General features: G+C 44.1%; 13 protein-coding genes and 1 pseudogene. 6 read left to right on the top strand and 8 right to left on the bottom strand.

Annotated features, from left to right (window positions below):
* Positions 1-30 precede the first annotated feature (30 nt).
* The 6 genes and pseudogenes from ACUTVW_RS07145 to ACUTVW_RS07120 all read left to right on the top strand — a co-directional run bounded on the left by ACUTVW_RS07145 (position 31) and on the right by ACUTVW_RS07120 (position 5121).
* Positions 31-735: a response regulator transcription factor gene (locus tag ACUTVW_RS07145; protein ID WP_154891855.1), complete on the top strand. Its 705-nt coding sequence runs from the start codon at positions 31-33 to the stop codon at positions 733-735.
* Entirely contained in the window at positions 732-2537 is a 1806-nt protein-coding gene (locus tag ACUTVW_RS07140) for a sensor histidine kinase (RefSeq protein WP_154891854.1), read from the top strand. Before ACUTVW_RS07145 ends, ACUTVW_RS07140 begins: the two co-directional genes overlap by 4 nt.
* Before the next feature lie 186 nt (positions 2538-2723).
* Positions 2724-3196: pseudogene (gene tnpA, locus ACUTVW_RS07135) on the top strand (IS200/IS605 family transposase).
* 681 nt (positions 3197-3877) lie between these two features.
* Entirely contained in the window at positions 3878-4027 is a 150-nt protein-coding gene (locus ACUTVW_RS07130; RefSeq protein WP_186809845.1) for a hypothetical protein, read from the top strand.
* Positions 4028-4438: 411 nt separating this feature from the next.
* Positions 4439-4678 (top strand): transposase, encoded by a 240-nt coding sequence (locus tag ACUTVW_RS07125; RefSeq protein WP_154891853.1) that lies wholly within the window; start codon positions 4439-4441, stop codon positions 4676-4678.
* Complete coding sequence (locus ACUTVW_RS07120; protein ID WP_445645156.1) at positions 4675-5121, top strand: IS110 family transposase; 447 nt, start codon at positions 4675-4677, stop codon at positions 5119-5121. Before ACUTVW_RS07125 ends, ACUTVW_RS07120 begins: the two co-directional genes overlap by 4 nt.
* A gap of 198 nt (positions 5122-5319) precedes the next feature.
* On the opposite strand, the gene ACUTVW_RS07115 is transcribed toward ACUTVW_RS07120, so the two are convergent.
* The 8 genes from ACUTVW_RS07115 to ACUTVW_RS07080 form a co-directional block, all read right to left on the bottom strand.
* Positions 5320-5724, bottom strand: coding sequence for an RDD family protein (locus tag ACUTVW_RS07115; protein ID WP_445645480.1), 405 nt, complete (start codon positions 5722-5724; stop codon positions 5320-5322).
* Positions 5725-5992: 268 nt separating this feature from the next.
* Positions 5993-8497, bottom strand: a complete 2505-nt coding sequence (locus ACUTVW_RS07110; RefSeq protein WP_445645155.1) for a WG repeat-containing protein — start codon at positions 8495-8497, stop codon at positions 5993-5995.
* A 235-nt stretch (positions 8498-8732) separates the two neighbouring features.
* Positions 8733-9011: a hypothetical protein gene (locus ACUTVW_RS07105; RefSeq protein ID WP_445645154.1), complete on the bottom strand. Its 279-nt coding sequence runs from the start codon at positions 9009-9011 to the stop codon at positions 8733-8735.
* A complete protein-coding gene (locus ACUTVW_RS07100; protein WP_445645153.1) occupies positions 8998-10842 on the bottom strand; it encodes a hypothetical protein in 1845 nt (614 codons plus the stop codon). Before ACUTVW_RS07100 ends, ACUTVW_RS07105 begins: the two co-directional genes overlap by 14 nt.
* 4 nt (positions 10843-10846) lie before the next feature.
* Positions 10847-14410 (bottom strand): DUF4132 domain-containing protein, encoded by a 3564-nt coding sequence (locus tag ACUTVW_RS07095; protein ID WP_445645152.1) that lies wholly within the window; start codon positions 14408-14410, stop codon positions 10847-10849.
* A gap of 21 nt (positions 14411-14431) precedes the next feature.
* The gene (locus tag ACUTVW_RS07090; RefSeq protein ID WP_445645151.1) at positions 14432-15634 is read right to left on the bottom strand and encodes a VWA domain-containing protein; all 1203 of its coding nucleotides are present in this window, start codon (positions 15632-15634) and stop codon (positions 14432-14434) included.
* Positions 15619-18060: a DUF5682 family protein gene (locus ACUTVW_RS07085; protein ID WP_445645150.1), complete on the bottom strand. Its 2442-nt coding sequence runs from the start codon at positions 18058-18060 to the stop codon at positions 15619-15621. The genes ACUTVW_RS07090 and ACUTVW_RS07085 overlap by 16 nt, the downstream gene beginning before the upstream one ends.
* The gene (locus tag ACUTVW_RS07080) at positions 18048-19148 is read right to left on the bottom strand and encodes an ATP-binding protein (protein ID WP_445645149.1); all 1101 of its coding nucleotides are present in this window, start codon (positions 19146-19148) and stop codon (positions 18048-18050) included. Before ACUTVW_RS07080 ends, ACUTVW_RS07085 begins: the two co-directional genes overlap by 13 nt.
* Between the last annotated feature and the right edge of the window lie 310 nt (positions 19149-19458).

Raw genomic sequence — 19458 nt, 5'->3', positions numbered from 1 at the left:
ATAATAAAAAAGAGATTTGGAGTTGATCTAATGAAGCGAAATCTTCTCCTTGTTGATGATGAACCCAGAATTAGGCACATTGTAGCAGAATATTTTGTCCAAGATGGTTGGGAAGTTATAGAAGCTGGAGATGGGGGAGAAGCATTGTCCATTTTGAAGAAAGAGCGCGTAGATTTAATGATTATGGATATCATGATGCCAAAAATGGACGGATGGTCACTTTGTCGCGAAATAAGAAAATATACTGCTTTACCTATCATCATCTTGACAGCGAAATCGGATGAGGAAGACATGATCAAGGGATACGATTTGGGGGCTGATGAATTTGTAAGCAAGCCATTTAGTCCCAAAGTTTTGCTTGCCAGATCCAAGATTTTGATAAAACGTGTTGAGGGTAGGCTGTTGAAAGCGGTTAGCACGGATGATTACAAACACGATGAGGTTCTTCGGTTTGAAGGACTCTGGGTTGACCCGGCTTCTCGTAAAGTGTGGATGGATAACATTCTGTTGCATCTACGACCTAAAGAGTACTCCATTTTGTTGTACCTCATTCAAAATCGCGGTATCGCCTTGTCACGGGAAAAAATTTTGGATTTTGTCTGGGGGCTGGATTTTGACGGTGAACTCCGAGTCATTGATACCCATATCGGGAGGGTCCGGGCAAAGCTGGGCAGATACGGACACTATATTCATACGATTTCTGGTTATGGTTACCGCTTCGAGGTCAACTCGTGATCCGAACCAGCGTTGTAAGAAAACATTTTTTACTTACAACCGGACTCATGTTATTTGTATACATTCTGATATCGGTTGGACAACTTACCTTTTTTGAAGACTTCTATTATCATCACAAGGTAAACAAACTGATTAATAACCTCTCCATCTTTGCTCGCCACATCGAGCGAGGGGATTGGAATGAAGAACAGCTAATTGAGGAATATTCTGTTTTTTTGAATGAAAACAAATCTCAGGTAGCGATTCTCGATACAAAGGGGAATTATCAGTTTGATAACCCATTCAAACTTGAGCTGCAAACCCAGTATAACGGAGTAGTCGATGTGCCTTTGTATATGTTTAGCGATAAGGCTGCGCTTAAAAAGGCTGAACTTCATAAAGGGGATAAGGTTACGGTTAAGGGGCTTTATCAGTATGAAGGAAACAAAGTACTCTTTTATCCATCGCAGATTCGAAAAGAGGGAGGTTCTGCAATAGGACGCAGGCCTGAATACAAGGAAAATTCTTTAGTAGAGCTCACCGGTGTTGTTCATAAAATTGTGTCGCCTTCTCCTGATCAATGGAATATGAGAGAAGGCGTTCTTAATTTCGGAATTACGAACACCTTCCCCCTTAACCGCAATCAGATGGATCGTCTTCAAGAAGGGGAAGTGTTGGTTCAAAAGTGGAGGGAAGCCTGGAGCGATGGAGAGAATATCGTCGTCATGTTTCCGATAAAACAGGAGAACGGAGTGCTGAAACATATCGTGTTTGCTGTTTCTTCATTAGCACAAATCGAAGAATCTTACGATGCTTTGAAAATATACTATTTGTATATTGCTATTATTGCATTGGTTTTGATTCCTTTGATCTCCGTGTTCTTTTCGCGAACCGTATCAAAGCCATTGTTAATGTTAAGGGAGAGTGCTAATAAAATGGCCCGTCTTGATTTTTCGAACGTTTCTACAGATTATCGAAACGATGAGTTCGGCGAAGTAGCCTGTAGTTTGAACACATTGGCCACGAAACTGGATAATACTCTCCAAGAACTTCAAAGGTCCAATCAACAGCTTCACTCCGACATTCAGCAGAAAGAGCGGCTGGAACAATTACAAAAAGAGTTCATATCTAATATTTCCCACGAGCTTAAAACTCCACTTAGTATCGTTCAGAGCTATGCAGAAGGGGCTAGAGACCTGGTTGATCAATCCAATCACGATGAGTATCTAAGCATCATTATTGATGAAAGCGATAAAATGGACAGACTGATCCGACAAATGACCCAGTTGGTCAAATACGATTCAGATATGTTCCAGCTTCATATTCGTACTTTTTCCATAAAAGATTTGACAGAGCGTATCTTGGATAAATTCCACATCCTGCTTAAACAACGTGAGCTCAACATCCAAATCAAGTATTGGATTCAGGATAGGGTCAAGGGTGATCCCGAACAGATTGAACATGTTATATTCAATATCTTGAGCAATTCTATTCGCCACGCAGAGCCTGGTTCGGTGATTGTAATTGATATGGAAAGAACTTTGGAAAACAAACTGCAGGTAAGTGTTAAAAATACTGGAGATCACATCCCGGAGGAACATTTACATCGCGTATGGGAGCGTTTCTATCAAGTTGAACCTGGAAGAAGCAGGGAATCCGGCGGTAACTCTGGATTGGGTCTAGCCATTGTTAAACACTTACTTGATGCGCACGGTAGCAATTATGGTATCTTCAATGTTCAGAACGGAGTAATTTTTTCATTTACACTTGAATTGTCAGATGAAAAAAATCAAGAAAATGTTCTTAATAAAACCTACGATTGAGTTGGCCATTATTAGTATGTCGAGGTATAAGAACATGTTCCTATTGAAGTCGCTAGCCAGTTGAGTGCGTGTAACGCGCGAAACAAAAAACCACCCGCTATGCGGGTGGAGGGACCTGAGGTTTGACCACCAAGACCATCCCGATAAAGTTGAGATGTTCAGGCTCAAAGAAAGGAATGGTCTTCAATGGCAAACAAGAGCTACAGCCTAGCTCACACAAAGTGGATGTGCAAATACCACATTGTATTCACCCCGAAGTATAGACGGAAAGAAATTTATAATCAAGTCAGAAAAGATTTAATCGTAATTTTCAAACGTTTATGCAAGTACAAGGGAGTAGAAATTATAGAAGGTCATATGATGCCCGATCATGTCCACATGCTGGTAGCGATTCCACCGAAGATTGCAGTCTCAACATTTATGGGCTATCTAAAGGGGAAAAGTTCGCTCATGATCTTCGAAAAGCATGCCAGCTCAAGTATAAATACGGGAATCGAAAGTTTTGGGCAGAAGGATACTATGTAAGTACAGTGGGGTTAAATGAAGGCACGGTAATGAAGTATATTCGTGAGCAAGAAGCACATGATCAAGCGTTAGATAAGCTGAGTGTAAAAGAATACGAAGATCCATTCAGCAGTAATCGGAGCAAAAAGAAGTAAAACCAGTTTAACTGGTGAGTGAAAGTGATAAATAACACTGAGCCTGAACAGCCCTGCTGTCAGGCTAGCGTCTTTAGGCGCAGTTTGGCAACAGGGGGTTATACCCCAAGAGCAAACCACCCGTTGGACGGGTGGTCCTGATTTATAAGTTCCAAACATGTATAAATACTTGTAGTTATGGTGTCCAAATAAGGAGTGAGTGAATTTCAAACGAGGTATGTGACTGCAGGTAAAGTTCATTTTAATCTCAGTACACAAGGGAAGCATATCCTGGATTGCTGTTTCATTGAACTAACGTAAAAAGGAGATGTCTTTTTTCTCATGTACCAGACTGGAGAATGACATCATAAAGTTGCCTACCAAGTTCCAAATTTGCTCCGTTAATTAAAGACAAAAGGCATAGATGCATGAAAGTAGGGAACAGGAACTTTGTGTCATTTTGGTAGGGAACTTTATGTACAAATTGTACAAACGAGGAATTTGGAGGGAGTGACATGAAGTTGCCTACCAGGCTGGAGAATGACATAAAGTTGCCTACCAGACTAGAAAAAATTACTAAAGGAACAGATCAAGTTCCGTTAAATTAAGACAAAAGGGCATAATTGCATGAAAGTAGGGAACTTTATGTCAATGTACATTTAGCGATAATGTCCGGCTAGTTTACGAAAATAATTAGCAGAGATGAGCATTGTGCCGGGGGTTCTTGAACGTGCGGTAGAAGAATATGAGGCAGCAGGTGGAGATGGATACAACGATTCGTTAGAAACGGAGGATTCATTGGATGCCACTAGCGGCCAGCGCGCTGGGATGAAATTCTGCATGACCGCTTGAAATCGAGTAAACGGACAGAATAATGGTTACTTACATTCAGATTCGTGTCCCGCAAGCCAGAAGATGATTGTATAAAAATTTGTCTATGGGTCATGATAAATATGAACATTACGGATGTTATTGTCATAGGACAAGAACATGCTCCCTTTAAAGTCGCTATTTTAGCGGCTTTCGTATTATTAGGTCAGCCAGAAATTTTCTGGTTGGCCTATTTTTATGGGTGTTTTACGATGGTGGTAGCCGGGAGAACGAGGGCGGCTTAGGGACAAAGAACCCGTACAAAAAACTGTTCTCTCACTACCTTCCAACGACCATGTTTGAGCTGGTTGAGGCAATGACCTCGTATCACAAGCGAAGCTATGGGTTTGGAAACCAGATGGGAATGCCGGTAAATCGAATGAGGAGGTTTTTATGCAACCTGTTGTTGGAATTGATGTGGCGAAAGGATGTAGTGTTATTCAGGCCTTCAAAAAGCGTAACGAACCCTATGGAAGGATGGAGACCCTTCAGCATAGTGAGGAAGGTTTCGAGCGGTTAGGGGTAGTGCTCAGCATACTGAAAGAGACAAGTGGTGTGGAGCCTGTCGTTGTCTTCGAGGCAACCGGAAATTACCATCGAGGTTTGGCAGGATATCTGAAACGTAGCGGATGAATTCACTACATCATCAATCCTTTGCAAGCGAAACGATCCAAAGGCACACAACTTCGAAAAGTGAAAACCCAGCCGATGCTTGGCATTTGGCCGAGATGTATTACCGTGGGGATGTTAAAGCGCATCGCGAGTGGGAAGAGTACTACAGTGAGCTTCAGCACTTGACTAGGCAGCATGAGTTTGTGACCGCGATGTATGTGCAGGCGAAGCTGAACAGCAGAGCATTGCTTGAGCAGGTGTTTCCTGATTTCATCGGAGTCTTTAGCAACTTGTATGCGACAACGTCCCTAAAAGTGCTGCAAAGATGCTTGGAGAATAAGACCGAGAATGTGGAAGGTCTAATTGAGGAATGTGTGGGTAGATCTCATTCGAAGCGATGGATTGCAGAAAAAACGGGAAGATTGAGGAAACTTATAGAAGGCTGGAACAGACAAAGAAGATAATCTCAACAAGTTCTTGTCCTTTAACGGTACATGTTCTTGTCCTCCGACAATTATTTAAGTATAAGGACGGAGAAGATGTAAGCATAATGGTTATACATATGTACAAAATACGAGTTTTGTGAAACAGTGTCGAAGAATTAAAGAGCCGCCAAGATTTTTATCTTGTACAGCTCGTTTTATTGCTCTTTTATTTTTAGCTTAATCCCACACAACTTCTGTTCCCGCAATAAAATCATGTATTGCACGTCGATCTTCCCGTAATCCAATCATAAACATACTCACAATAATTCCAATACCCAAGGTCAATGTGTACACAATTCCTGCCACTAAAACTCGCATTAACATTGTAGTAATTCTAGGTGATTCTTGTGTGTCATACGTTTGGATTCGAATCCCAAATAATCGCTTGCCTATTGTTCGGCCATACCAGTAAACTGGTAAAAGTATTGAATATAACGCACTCAATATTTTGGCTATCGGCTCATCTGTATCATAGTTCCCGGTAATTGCACCTGCGATGATAACTAATGGGATCCCAATAATAAGACCATCTACAAAACTTGCTCCTAATCTAATCCAAAAACCTGCCTTATACAAAATGATTTCCTCCAAACTATTTTGTCATACCTTGATGCATGGATATTTATATTATACATGAAATATATACCATTTGGTTCATATTATTCATTTTAATCTCCTAAACCTCTTCCATATCACTTTGTGAATTTATGAACATTTTATTTAAATTAACATGTTGGACTTACATTTTTACATAGGACACCTTATAAAATTTAAAAAATAAAATAAATAAAAAAAGCCATATGGCCTCATATGGCTTCAAAAATGTATATCCCCCTACTCATTCAATAATCTAATGAAATGCTTTCCAGAAAGACCCTTCCGTGTTAATGATGCTCATGATCTGACGAAACGGAATCGTAAATGTCGGAAATCCCGCAGCATATGGCGCGATATCATAGGGATTAAAATAAAGATGCAGTGCATCCGCTGTCACAAAAAAAGGCTGATTCGCGCTTATTCCAGTGTACGTATCTGGAAAAACATAAGAATATTGCGGATCATTTTTGATCTGATCCCCTACAATCTGACTTAACACCTTCACATAGTCACTGTTTGGTTTAAACAGATCCTTCAGCTCATATAACTGGCCGTCCGATAGATTAATAATCGCATATACCATCGTTGGCATACCATGCGCAGCGCCAGCGGGATAGTTATAACCAGTCAATTGCAGTTGAAGCAGTTGCTGCTGGTAGAACGTGATATCAAAATCACCGGTATACGTATAATCCAGTTGCTGATCTGAAGGAACAGGTTTGACTTGAGAAAGCTGCTTCAGCCTAGCATTTAACTTATCCTGCTCTGCTTGATTAGTCAATCCTTCAACCTGCGGATAATAGACGAGGTAATCTCGGTTAGGTTTATACTTCTCCTCACGCACCCGATAAGGCGGATGTAGAAGTACGATTATATTTTGCTGCCATATGACCTGTCCAGCTCGGTTCACATAGGATAAACGTTGATCCACAAACACCTTAATGAGATTCGGTGCCACAACTTCCATGGATCCTGCCCCTGTCACACGAGGATATCCTGGAGCTGGTCTGCCGCTCAAATCCAGCAAATAAGTCTGATTTCCATCCGATGCCGAAGCGAGACCCTGTTTGTAATTTTCCACATTCCGATAAATAAAGTCTGTTAGTATCCTGCCGTTCACCTCAGAGATCGCATACATCGAGCCAATATAAGGCTCCTCCGGATTAATGGCTTTTCCAAGTGCGTACCTGTGCTCTCCAAGCTCCCGTATGTCGTTATAGGCAGGTTGAATCACAAATGAACCCTGCGTATTAATAACACCATAGCTGGATTTGTAATCCTCTGCTGTATTAACAATCGCCTGCCCACCGCTAAAAGGAAATGCTGAAGAAAACTTGGGCTGAATACGAATATTCCCCCGTTCATCGATGTATCCGTATTTGCCCGAGGATTCTTTTTGAAAAGCAAGCAATCCATCTCCTAGCGGCCCTATATAGGCATATGGATAAGTCGCAAGCCTATTTCCGTTCCGATCGATAAGTGCATATTCCTGATCTTTAATCTGTACAACAGCTTTGCCATGCTGAAAATCATTTGCTGATGTAAACTGTGATCGAATCACTTCATTTCCCGAAGCATCCAGGTAACCATATAGACTTGATGAGCCATCCGCCTGATTTGGGTTATTATCGTAAAACAGCGCTCTGCCTTCATGCATATCTGAGATAAACGGGTAAGCCCGTTTGGTCAGAACAGTGCCCCGCTCATTGATCATTTTAAAGCCTTGAGAATCAATAGCCATAGCGCGCTCTTCAGAAAAAGAATTGATAGAATCGTACACTGGTTGAACCACATACTGTCCTTGAAGATTAATGACACCCGCACGGCCGTTCTTCACGACAACTGCCAATCCATTCGGCTGAAACGCCTGTGCTTCCTCCAGAACCGGCTCCAGACGAACATGTCCCTGTGCATCCATATAACCCCAGCGAGTCCCGCTCGTTGTTCGAACAGAGACAGGATATAACCATGTCGTAACTCTGGTAGAAGAACGGGCAGCCAGCGCCTGTTTAATTTTTTTCTCCAGTTCAAGCAAGTTCTCTCTTGAAGGATATGCTTCCGGAAAGCTTAGCGCCTTCTGAACTGAAGTCAGTGCTGCAGGATATAGCCCTGCATGAAATTGAGCATCCGCAAGGTAATACCAATAGAATACATAGTCGGGATAATGCTGTGTTAACTGTTCGTAATATTGCACTACTTTAGGATAATAGGCAGGGTACACATCCGTTGCTGGAACCCATTGACCCTGCTGCCACCGAATAATATCTACCCGATAAGCTTCCCCGGTATCGTGAATCCACAGTGCGATCTCAACCTTGCCATCTCGCCCATGCGCACCAGACATATCCATAATCTCAGCATAGCTATAATATAAATCGTCAGGAGCAATATCCTTCAGACCAGATTCGGTCCATTCATATACAGCAAGCTTTGACCAAATCGAACCAATCTGCCAGCCTACAATCAGATTATTTCTTGCCGTTGAAGTTACAGGTGCTGCCGTGAGCAGCGTAACGCCATATCCAAGCCCTTTTGTCAGAGCCATCTTGATCCAATGTCCTTGAACAAACTTTAATATAAGCAGATACAGCTCACTATTCAGTTGGTAAACAGCTGCAATCTCAGGCATTCCATCGCCTGTAAGATCAGCTGCATACACAGCCGGATGTAGATTGGGTTTATCAATCGTAATGACCGTTGCCCCCGCCGGAATATGTTGATTCACAATTTGCAGTAATAGCGGTTCACTCATCGACATCTTCGCTTCCTCCCTTATGACCGCATTCGCCTAATGGTATGCATCATTACTCGGGATATGACACGAAAATGTTTTGATGTCTTCATTTTTGATGCCTTCATGTTAGCTTCATACTTATATTCGTTTATCCAAACAATTTTACTTACATGACAACAACAAAAAAATGCAGGTGGCTAAGCCTCTGCATTTTTTGTATTATTAATTTTTTTACAATGTTAGAGCCCAGAAAGAGAGATCAAGCTTGTGTTTGCACACTGACCTGCACATACTGGGCCAAGCGGCAGTACTGATCCAGTAGCTGTTCTTCATGCCCTTCGCCAAGAGCAACCCGGCGTCCTGCTTCCAAAACACCATGAATCAATTCGTGCAGGAAATGCATTTGCATTCGTTGCACATCCGTAGCTAGCTGTTCCAGCAGCTGAATATCTCGAATGGTAAATTGAGATAACCCTCGAAGGAGCATTTCCTCGGCCCAGTCAGATAACTGCTGTATGCATTCATTATTTTCTTCCAAAACGACCCATCCTTCCGCTACCGGAGTCCAGCTTTAAACTAAGCAGCGTCTGGCCCTTCAGGAAACTGATCGGGCTGCACCTTTTCCCCTCAAAGCGTACAAATGCATAGAAATGTTCAAGCTTCTGAGAACCAAATCCCGACTCCAGTCTGTTAATCATGGACTGCCAATCAGATGAGTAAGGAAGGGTGAGTGGCAATCGCTCCCCCTCCGTATTTTCTACGGTAAGGATCAGATCTTGCGTCTGTTTATTGAACGTATGCTCTGCAATCCGAGCCACTTCAATTATGGCCAGCCGCTCTTTCGGTTCTGCGAATAATTGGATAGAATCAGGCTGCTGTTGCAGTGCAGACGAGATGTCCATGAGATACGACCCAAAGTCCAGCTCAGTCACATTCGTTCGTGGCAAAATACTTAGCTTCGCTCCATCGCCTGACGATATCCGTCGTTCTTCATTCACTTTAACAGACTGGAACTGCACTTCCTCTCCCGTAAACTGACTAAATGTCAGATTGGGTAACCAAGGCGTATAGGCTGCATAATGCTCAGCAAACGAGAATTGTTGATCTTCGTAATAAACCGCACGTACATCACTGTACGTATATATCTGACCATCATCAAAGCAATAGAAATAATACGTTATTCCGCGGAATCCGGAACGTGTCTCCCAAGAGTATGCACCCAGGCCATAGAGATGAAGTGAAGGCACCGTAAAATATTTGCTTCGAAAGCTGCCAACAAGCTGACTCTGTTGCTTGATGGTTATCTCACTTTGTACAAGCACCTCTAAGGCGAGATAAAGCTTACTTATGCGATCCAACATCGTCTGCATAGAGAATCGCACATGACGTTTGAAAAAAAGCTGAAGCTCTCCCTCTATCCCGCGCAAATTGCGTTCAACATCTGGAAGGTTACTGCTATGTGCAGCAATGGCCAGTGTCTCGAGCTGTGCCATATAGGACTGGGGCAACCTTGCGAGTCCTGTTCTAAGGATGCCTGCCAACATTTCGCGGCACTCACGAACCGTTTGAAGGGAAAACTTGGGCTCGTATGCGCGAACACTCAAAGCCTCCGTATCATCCAGTCCATGAATGATGCGATATCGCAACAATGCTTCAAGTTTGGCCATTTTTCCGGCAGTCTGCTTTAATTTGCATAAAGCTTTGGTCAGATTAGGCTCTTCTGTAAAAGAAACCTCAATATCCTGACTTTTCAGATGTATGGTAAGAAGCGTATCCTCCGTGATCTGAATGTCTTCCGGGTAACGCAAACGAAAAACAATTTCTTCAACCATCGTTGAAGTATATGATTTGAGCATTGGCGCAAGATCGGCTCCAAGCATCCAGCGAAAACGAGCATTCTCTTCCGATGATTGAGTGGGCCATTCGTAACCATGACTGGCTGACTCCTTAACGAGAAGAAGTTCATCCTTTTCAAAGCCCTTCTCCTTCTCAGAAAGCTCATCCACTTTGGAATCCTCAGGTTGATCATGCATAACTGGCGATGGCTCTGACGCAGCATCATGTCCTACCGTTTGCTGCCGCTGATCATACAAAATCGCGATTAACACATGCTTGCAGATATTCTCCGATGGGCAAGAACACTGCCACTCATCCAGCGTAGCATGGAGGGTACATTCCGTACCCTCACTTAGCTGACAACCGACCGATGCTGCATGCCACGTGTACTGCACAGACACACCTTGATCCAGCTCTTTAAGCGCCCTCTTAAATAATCCTTTATTCGCATAACGAATGAGATAATCCTCTGTGCACAGCTTCGAAAAATGCCTGAATTTCTGCTTAAATTCATTGAACTCGTTCATACCCACGAAATCAGCGCCCCGTTGCTCTCAAAATATCATAGATCGTTTCACTGAATACCCGGCCTGGAATCTTGCCCAAAGGAATTGATTTGTTATCTGCGTAATAATAGTGCTGTCTCTTGCCGTTAGGTTTGAAGAAATGTAATGATTCCAGCGTAACATCATCCATCCCTTCATAATAAGTGATACTTGTACCGCTGAATCGAAGTTCAGCAACAATGTCTCCGTACTCTTTATAAAACTCATTGAACCAGCCGCCGTCTTGTGCAGGGCCTTTAATCCATCCATATTTCTCCAGAGCTTTCGGGAGAGCGGTTGGTGAGAACTCCTCTTCCGGAAGACGTTCAAATTCGGTCTTGACCTGATCTTCGTCCTCAATCAAGTGGACTTGACGTTTCAGCTGCTCAAACGGCTGTTTGACCTCATAATCCTCAAGCTGAGTGGTCCATCCCTCCAAAATTTCCTGATCCAGTTCAAGCGGATGCACCAGCCCTACCTGAGCCCCTGATGGCAAATCCGTTTCATCCTCATCCACCGTATTAAATGTACCGTCCTCCATATACCTGAATGTGCTGACCAACTCACCATCTTCATAGATTCCCCAGATTAATCCAACAGCGAACTTCTGCATGATCACATTGTCCACAAACAGGGATGTCCATTCATCAGCCGTCCAGAGACGTTGCTTCGACAACGATTCTTCCAAACGCTGTGTCTGGATCGTAACCATCGTTTTAAGATCCTTCTTCAATTGGGTGAAACGTGCCTTGGATTGTGCCGCAAGCTCAGGGTCATCCTTTTGTGCCGGAGCAGGCAAACTTTTGACTGATTTACCTGTCTCCTCATTCATGACGACAACCTGCAGGTCGGCATTGACTTTCACTTGGAAGGAGCGTTCCCCATAACTTAGCTGCAAAGTACCATTTTCATCAAAACCAAGGGACGTGACAAGACGGTCTTCAAGCTGTTCCGCAGTCAATCCCATGTTCTCAGCAGCAAGCTGTAATGCTTCTTCCGCTGCCCCTTTAACCTGGCGGTTCTTCACACTACGTTTAATCTTATCGATCGCCATGAGTGCGGAAGGCTCTTTCAGATACGCCAGTACCTTCACTGCCTCTGCTGCAATAGCACCACGGCTGTTCTCTGTCCATTCTTTAATCTGCGGAGTCAAAATATGAACAATCTGAATATCACCGAAGAGTGCGGAGACATACATTACCCATTTTTCCTTCGCAGGTGCACCTTCATGAATCCATATCTGCAGTAGTTCTTTTGACAAGCGGATCAACGAAGCCTCACTCACATATTCTCTGAGTTCATTTAACCGTTCATTCGGCCCAGACCCGTGATCAATAGATTGCAACAGTACATACTGTTTGATCCGATCATCCAGAGGCTGACCGTCCGCTGAACGGATTAAAGCTGGCAGTTCCTTGAGAGGTAACCAGCTGATACGGGACATCTTTTTGGCATCGGCCAGATCAGCAAGCGCTGCGTGTGCATATTCAGGACTTAGCTCAGCTGTATCGAGCAAAATCTGAATCAGATTTTTCCAATCCGCTGCCTTCTCGTTTTGCAAAAGCTCTGTATATAATTCCTTACTGTTATCCAGACTCCGGATCGCTGTTAACGCCATTTCTTTAATTGCTGCCTTTTTCTCGGCACGATAAATCATCGTATACAGTTCTTGATCCGGAACCCGGTTGAATTCGGCCAAAGCAATACTGTTCGCCCGTTTGGAAGCGTCTTGCAAACCTGCTTGAATAGCTGTCACCAACTGTTTCTTAGGCAGGGTAGCTCTCTGCTCGAATGCAACCTCCAGCGTTAATATACGTGTGTCCGTTGGCAGTTTTTTGTACTGCTTCAATGCATACTCCAGGTTTTGCTGCAAAATACGGCGATACTCATCCTGCGGCATCGATTGATACGTATAATCCGTCATACCATTCAACGATATTAGACTTGTTAGCAACTGTTCGCGTTTAACTTGAGGATCGTCACCGTATGCATTCAATATTTGCTCACCGCTAAATGCGTAAGAGTGATACATATCTGATACAATATCGAGCGTCCATTCCGGATGGGTTAGCAAGATCGCAAAGCGGTGCATCGGTTCCGAATCAAGCGGCAGAAAACTGATGCTAATAAGATTGTTAATCCGTTTACGATCCCGATTGACATGATTAAACAACCCGCGGCTGTCCTTGTCTGCCCAATATTCTTCTAGTGTGTTCTCACCACTCAAATATCTGGCAATGGCAAGCCCTTGCCGTCCACCCTCTAAAGGTTGACGCAGTACACGAAATACAGCCTCTTCGATTGTAGTTTCCGGATGATGTAAAGTGATTCCCTGATCCAACATCATTTTATGAAGACATAACTTCAGGAATGGCGCCCTGACAATCTCATATGCTCGTTTGGAGTGTTCAGGTTGATTGGCAATGGCCGCCTTGATTATAATCCATGACACGCGGTATGAGTTCAACTCGATCTGCATTAATTCAATTAATTGATAGGGCTCGTTCAGCGGGATCAGACCAGCCAGTAGATCATCTTCGCTTCTTGAACGAGGATTCATACTAAGTAAATACTTACGAACCTCCATCGGATATATCTCATGTAAGTGATGAATGACTTCAAGAAGTACTTTGCCAACCTCACTGGTGTTATCCAAAAACCGCTGCTTCCCTCCATAAATATTCGTCAGATATAACACCGCACTGCTAAGCAACACCATGGTCTGATGAAAATCGGCATGTGAAACATGATGTTTCGGGGAGAATGTGATTTCCGGGTAGTGCTTCGCAATCAGTTCACTGCGTTTTTGCTTTAAGAATCCCTCTTCAAGCAACTGGGTGGAACTGTTTTGTTTACCTTGAACACTGCCTGCAACTAACGGTTCGATCAACGAATACAACTCTGTGTGGAGCTTTGCCGCATCATTCGCCATAACATATTGGAACAGCTCGGGCAGGGATGCACTGATTTCTTTGATCTCGTCCTTATTGGTAAACTCACAATCCGGTTGCAGACACAATTGAACAAGAATCATGGCATCAACCACATCTCTGAAATTGCCCTGACTGTCTGCCTTTTTGGAATCAAACAACCATTGGGCTCGCTTCACGCGTCGCTTAAGCTCCGTGAGAATTTCTTCTTCGCCAGCATATTGCTTCATTTTCTTCAAACGGGATAACAAGGCGCCCATCCGGTCTGGACTCTTGCTTTTTGCATTTAATCCGTAAGCCTCCGAATCCTCACCGAGACAAGCCGTAAATGCGTTAACCCCCCAAGGGCTTCTGCGGAAATAATTCGACTCCAGATGCATAGCAATTGCTCCGGCACGGAAAAAAATATCTCCGTCGTCTTTCTTGCCGAGCTTGGATAGTGCCTCTACAGTTCGATAGACGTAATGGCTCGTCTTGCCCATCATATCAGGAAATTTTTCTGTCGCACCCATAACATAATCAATAATTTCGGAACTGCGATCGGTCGTGAGTGAGTAATCATCTGAACAGATTGAAGCGAACTTTTCTACTAAACTCTCTACTGCACGGTCTGCGGTAAGCATCATATATTCCTCCATTAAGTTGGTTTAAGTAATAATGTCTCCAATCCATTCGGCAAGCTCGTTAGGTGTTATAGCTGCGACATGTGCTCCCATATTGGCCAGCGTCTGCGCGGCATGTTTGTTATATACCGATTCTCCGTTGAAATCGAGTGCCGTGAGCACAAGCAACTTGCATCCTGCATCGATAATATCCTTGCACGCTTGATACATCTGATTGATCGGAAATCCTTCCTCCAGATCACTGACCAGTATATATATCGTTTTACCGGGATTCTCGATTAGCGTCTCGCCGTAACGTAGTGCTTTGGCAATATGAGTTCCTCCGCCGAGTTGCACATTCATCAGCACGTCCACGGGGTCCTCAAGCCGGTCACTTAAATCCACAACCTTGGTATCAAAAATGAACAGTTTCGTGCGTAACGCATTCAAACGATAGAAAATACTCGCCATGACCGAACTGTAAATTACCGAATCCATCATACTTCCGCTTTCATCTACTCCGATAATGATGTTCCACTTATTGTGCTGCTGTATATTCCCATCAAAATAAAGACGATCAATCACAAACCTTCGTTTATGTTTATCATAATTTTTTAGATTGCGGGCAATCGTGCGTTTGAAATTCAGATTACGCAATGAACGCACTGAACTGGAGGCATATTTACTTCGTTTCCCCATAATACTGGCACGAGTATGGGATTCCAGCTTCCTCCGTAGATCGTCAACGACTGTCCGCACAATATCTTTGGCACTCCGCAGTACTTCGCCTTTCATACGTCCCTTGAACTGCATGATGTTTTTGAGTAGGTTCATATTAGGTTCAAGAGACTCCAGCAGCTTTTTATCTGTTAACAGTTCCGTCAGTCCATAACGATCCAATGCCTGCTTCTCCAAAATTTCAACCGTCGATTTGGGAAAAAGATCTCTGACCTTGTGTAACCAATTCGGAACGCTAAGCTCTGATGAACCACGTCCGCCTTCTTTACGGTAACCTTGCTCTTCCCCGTATTCCCGGTTATACAAGTACCCTAAAATCTCGTCCAGTTCCACATACTGAAATTCGCCCGTTGAATATTGATCTGATTCACATAGACCCACCTCAGCAGATTCACCAAGAATCAGGCGCCAACGGTTCAAAGTTTCGACAGCACTTCGTTCTTGCGTGGCAGGATTCTCCGTCAACGGTTCGTCTTGTCCATGAGGTGCTTCGTTCATATTAACTTCCATGCTGCAAACTCCTTCCGAAGCGCCTCATCCCGCGTTCTGTATTGAACGAGCATCTGTTCATCCAGCACAGGGGTCGTCATCTCATCCGGCATCATCTGATGCAGATTTGCGACACGTTCAGCAATTAGATTCGTTTCCATCGGCGTAAAGTAAGTGAAAGCCAGACGTAGTTCTGGAATCATCGCAATAAAATCGTCATAGGATAACTGCTCAATTAGCCCATTTAGCTCCGACAACAATTGATCTTCATATAAAAATGCATCCCGCGCTACCGTAAACACACCCTGTAAAAATAATGCCGTTTGACGGGTCTGTTCCGGTGTTCCACGAATATACCCCCTCGCACGCTCCACAATTTCCTCTCGGGATCGGTCACCCAATCCGGATGCAATGGCGATACAGACCCCCTCAAGCTGAGCAGGAAGCTTCGGATCCGACAAAAGTTCATTCAGATGGATCCGAAACACCGTATCCTGGAATTGCTCCTCTGATGACTCCGCCAGCATCGCAAGTAACTTCAACCCCTGAATAATGCCTTCATGCTCATCGGCGTTCGTTCTGGAAAGCTGCTGCAGCTTGTCCACCGCGTTACTGTAGGCTTCCGATACGAGATCAGACAAGTGAGCATCATCCGATAGTCCCAGCAACCTGCGGTGCTGATAAATCCGATTCAAGATGGTTAAGCTGTTGCACAAAGAAAGGAAGTGTCCATCTGTCCGCAGGGCAGCCCGAACCTTGGCATACAGATGCATGGCTGTCTCCTGAAGACCCATCAGCAGTGCTTGAAGCATCAGCCTTGCAAGCTCTCCGCTGTGATGATCCGGGATGTCTTGCATCTGCTCCTCCATTTTACGAGTAGCTGCACCAGCAAGCGTACCGCCATACAGAGAATTTTCAATGAGCCGCGCTTCAATCCGTGAGGAATACATGTATTCCCAAGTTTCACGAACCAGGTTCATATCACGCTGTGCGATCCAGTCCGGACCTGCTTGACGCTTCGCAAACTCGGGAACCAGATAAGAGATACATTGAAACAACTGGCTGATCAAACGATGTTCTGGTTTAGCATATAAATCAAGCACTTTTTTGTGCTGTCCAGTCGTTCGGATCTGGAGTTTATGGTCCGTACAACGAGTTTTGAAATCCTCCACGATCGGGATATGAAAAGCATTAGGCGCAACACTTCCGATGGCATCCCCGGTTAATAGAAGCTGCAGTTCCTGCAACGGCTTATCCGTGGCCAGCGTAAGTTCTCCTTTGATAAATGAAGAAAGTGCCGCGTCCATAAGCTCATAAACTCCGCCTTCTCGCTTGCCTCTTAGCTCTGCCAGACCCTGTATCATACTGTAAGCCTCGATCGCATCACTAGTAGATACATGTTCTTCTCTTTCCCTCAGCTTCCGCATCAGTCTCGATAACACATTTAGCGTGGTTACACGGTAAGGAGAACTTGGAGAACGAAGAATCTGACCCCAGATTTGATCATAAAAGTACACATAAGGCATGCCGCTGGCATAACCATTCAGACGATCAGCCTCGGCAAACGTGTATACCATGGGATACATCTGTTGTTGAAAGTTCCCTGCATCTGTTGTAGCCTGCTGTATTGTCTCACCCTGTTGCTCCACTTCCTGATGAATTGAATTCACTAAACCATACGTGTGAAAACCTCCGGTAATAACAAGCACACGTTGATACTGCTTTTCTGCTTCCTTAATTCGTTTCACCATATGCGCTTCACGTAGCAGGTCACCATTTGCAATCAGCCGCTCAGGGGTGTAACACATTCTGGATAGTGTACAGTAGGTGAAAACATCCTGAACAAAGACAGAGGTCTCCTTCTCCAGACCACCGATCTCAAATACCTTTTCCCACAATTCATCAAAGCTGCGGCAGTTTGTTTTCTCGCACAATCGGTTAATGAAGTCTGATCCGGCAAGCAGCGTTTCGTCCTGAATGGATATCTCTTTCTGCTCTGTTTGCGGAGGGTTGCCAGTACGTCCCGATACATGCCGATAATCCAAATCAATGAACTGTGCCGGAATGCCAAGCCGATGAGCTTCCTTTAGCGCAACGTATTCAGGTGAATACCGAAGCATCGGATAATAACAGGCTTCTCTTCCGTATTCATCTTCACAGGTATAATACAGACTGACTGGAGGAAGGGTCGCTTCATCCGTGAGAACGGAAATGAGCGGGTTGCCGCTTTCCGGTCCTTCAATTAGAATCATATCGGGCCTGTACTCTCCGATTACACGCAGCAGATGATGCGCACAGGCAGGACTGTGATGCCGAATTGGAAAATAAACCGTTCTGTTATTCAAATTAAATACACTTGTATCAAATATGGATTGCAGCTGATTCAAATCGGTAACATCCGATAAACCGGCAGGGTCAGCAGACTGTACCTGGCCTAACCGATCCATTTTCTTTCCTCATAATAATTCTTCCAAATCTCCTCTTCCGCAGAGCGAGCTTTGACAATTTTGGAAAAGTAGTTCTTGAGAATATTTAAATCCTTATCATTTTCCTTAGCAATCGTTCCCAGCATATTTTGCACCAACCGATCCAGCGCAATGGATTTTCCTTCGTAATAATAGGAGGTCATCGCGCTTTGCACGTACACGGACACCGCTTCTGCAGTACTCATGGACGCTTGAGGCGTATCCAGCTTATAACCTTCTCGCGACATGCCTGTCCGCAGTTCCATAAACGTAGTCGCCAGCAGCTCCACCACGTCGGTTTGAATTTCGGTATCAATTCCACTATGTAATAACAGGTTTCTCGCCTGAGATTCAATGATTTTGGCTTCCATTTTGACATTCTGAATCGGCTTGATCGTCTCAAAATTAAAACGCCGCTTGAGCGCACCGCTCATCTCGTTCACACCTTTATCCCGAATGTTAGCGGTAGCGATGACATTGAATCCAGGTTTGGCAAAAAGCACACCTCCGTCAAGCTCCGGAATACTCATGACTTTATCGCTTAGAATACTGATCAGGCTGTCCTGTGCTTCGGCCGGACAACGTGTAATTTCCTCAAAACGGGTGAGAATGCCCTTTTTCATGCCATTGTATAACGGGGAAGGAACGAGAGCCGCCTCCGAAGGTCCTTTGTCCAAAAGCATCGCATAATTCCAGGAATACTTGATCATATCTTCCGTTGTTCCAGCCGTACCCTGTATCGTATTCAGACTCGTTCCCGAGATAGCAGCCGTAAGCAGCTCACTAAGCATTGTTTTGGCTGTACCTGGTTCACCAACCAGCATCAATCCACGATTCCCCGCAAGTGTAACAACTGCACGTTCGATTAATACATCATTTCCGTAGAATTTACGAGTGATATTAATTTGTTCTCCATCCAGCATGGCTGGTTGATCTCGGCCAATAATAAAATCCCGCACATGCGCTGGCGACAATAACCAGTTAGGCGGACGATGACCCTGATCCTCCTGCTGTAATGCCCGTAATTCCGTCTCATATAACGTCTCAGCTGGCGGTTTAAGCATCTCCATTATCAAGATGTCTCCTCTCATATCAAACAGATCGTATGTTCCTATTTATTTTCATTTTATCATAGCCTTGGCGCACTCAGCCTTAAATCGCGCAAAAATGGTTGAAACGTCCTTCTTACCTGCATTCATCTGTAAGTCCAAGGTCTTATATCCCCGTACAAGTATGAACATTCTCTCCCGGTCTGATGATAGAATGAAGCGCTCACTCTGCACCCATAATATTAGTTAGACATATGTATCTAAGTATCTTTTCAAACTAGCAAACTGCATAGAAAAGGCACTACAATCTTATAAACATTCAAACATAGAC

It is taken from the genome of Paenibacillus sp. TSA_86.1 (assembly GCF_052691815.1).
Note: the sequence above shows the minus strand (reverse complement) of the source record. Positions and strands in the feature narration are given on the sequence as shown.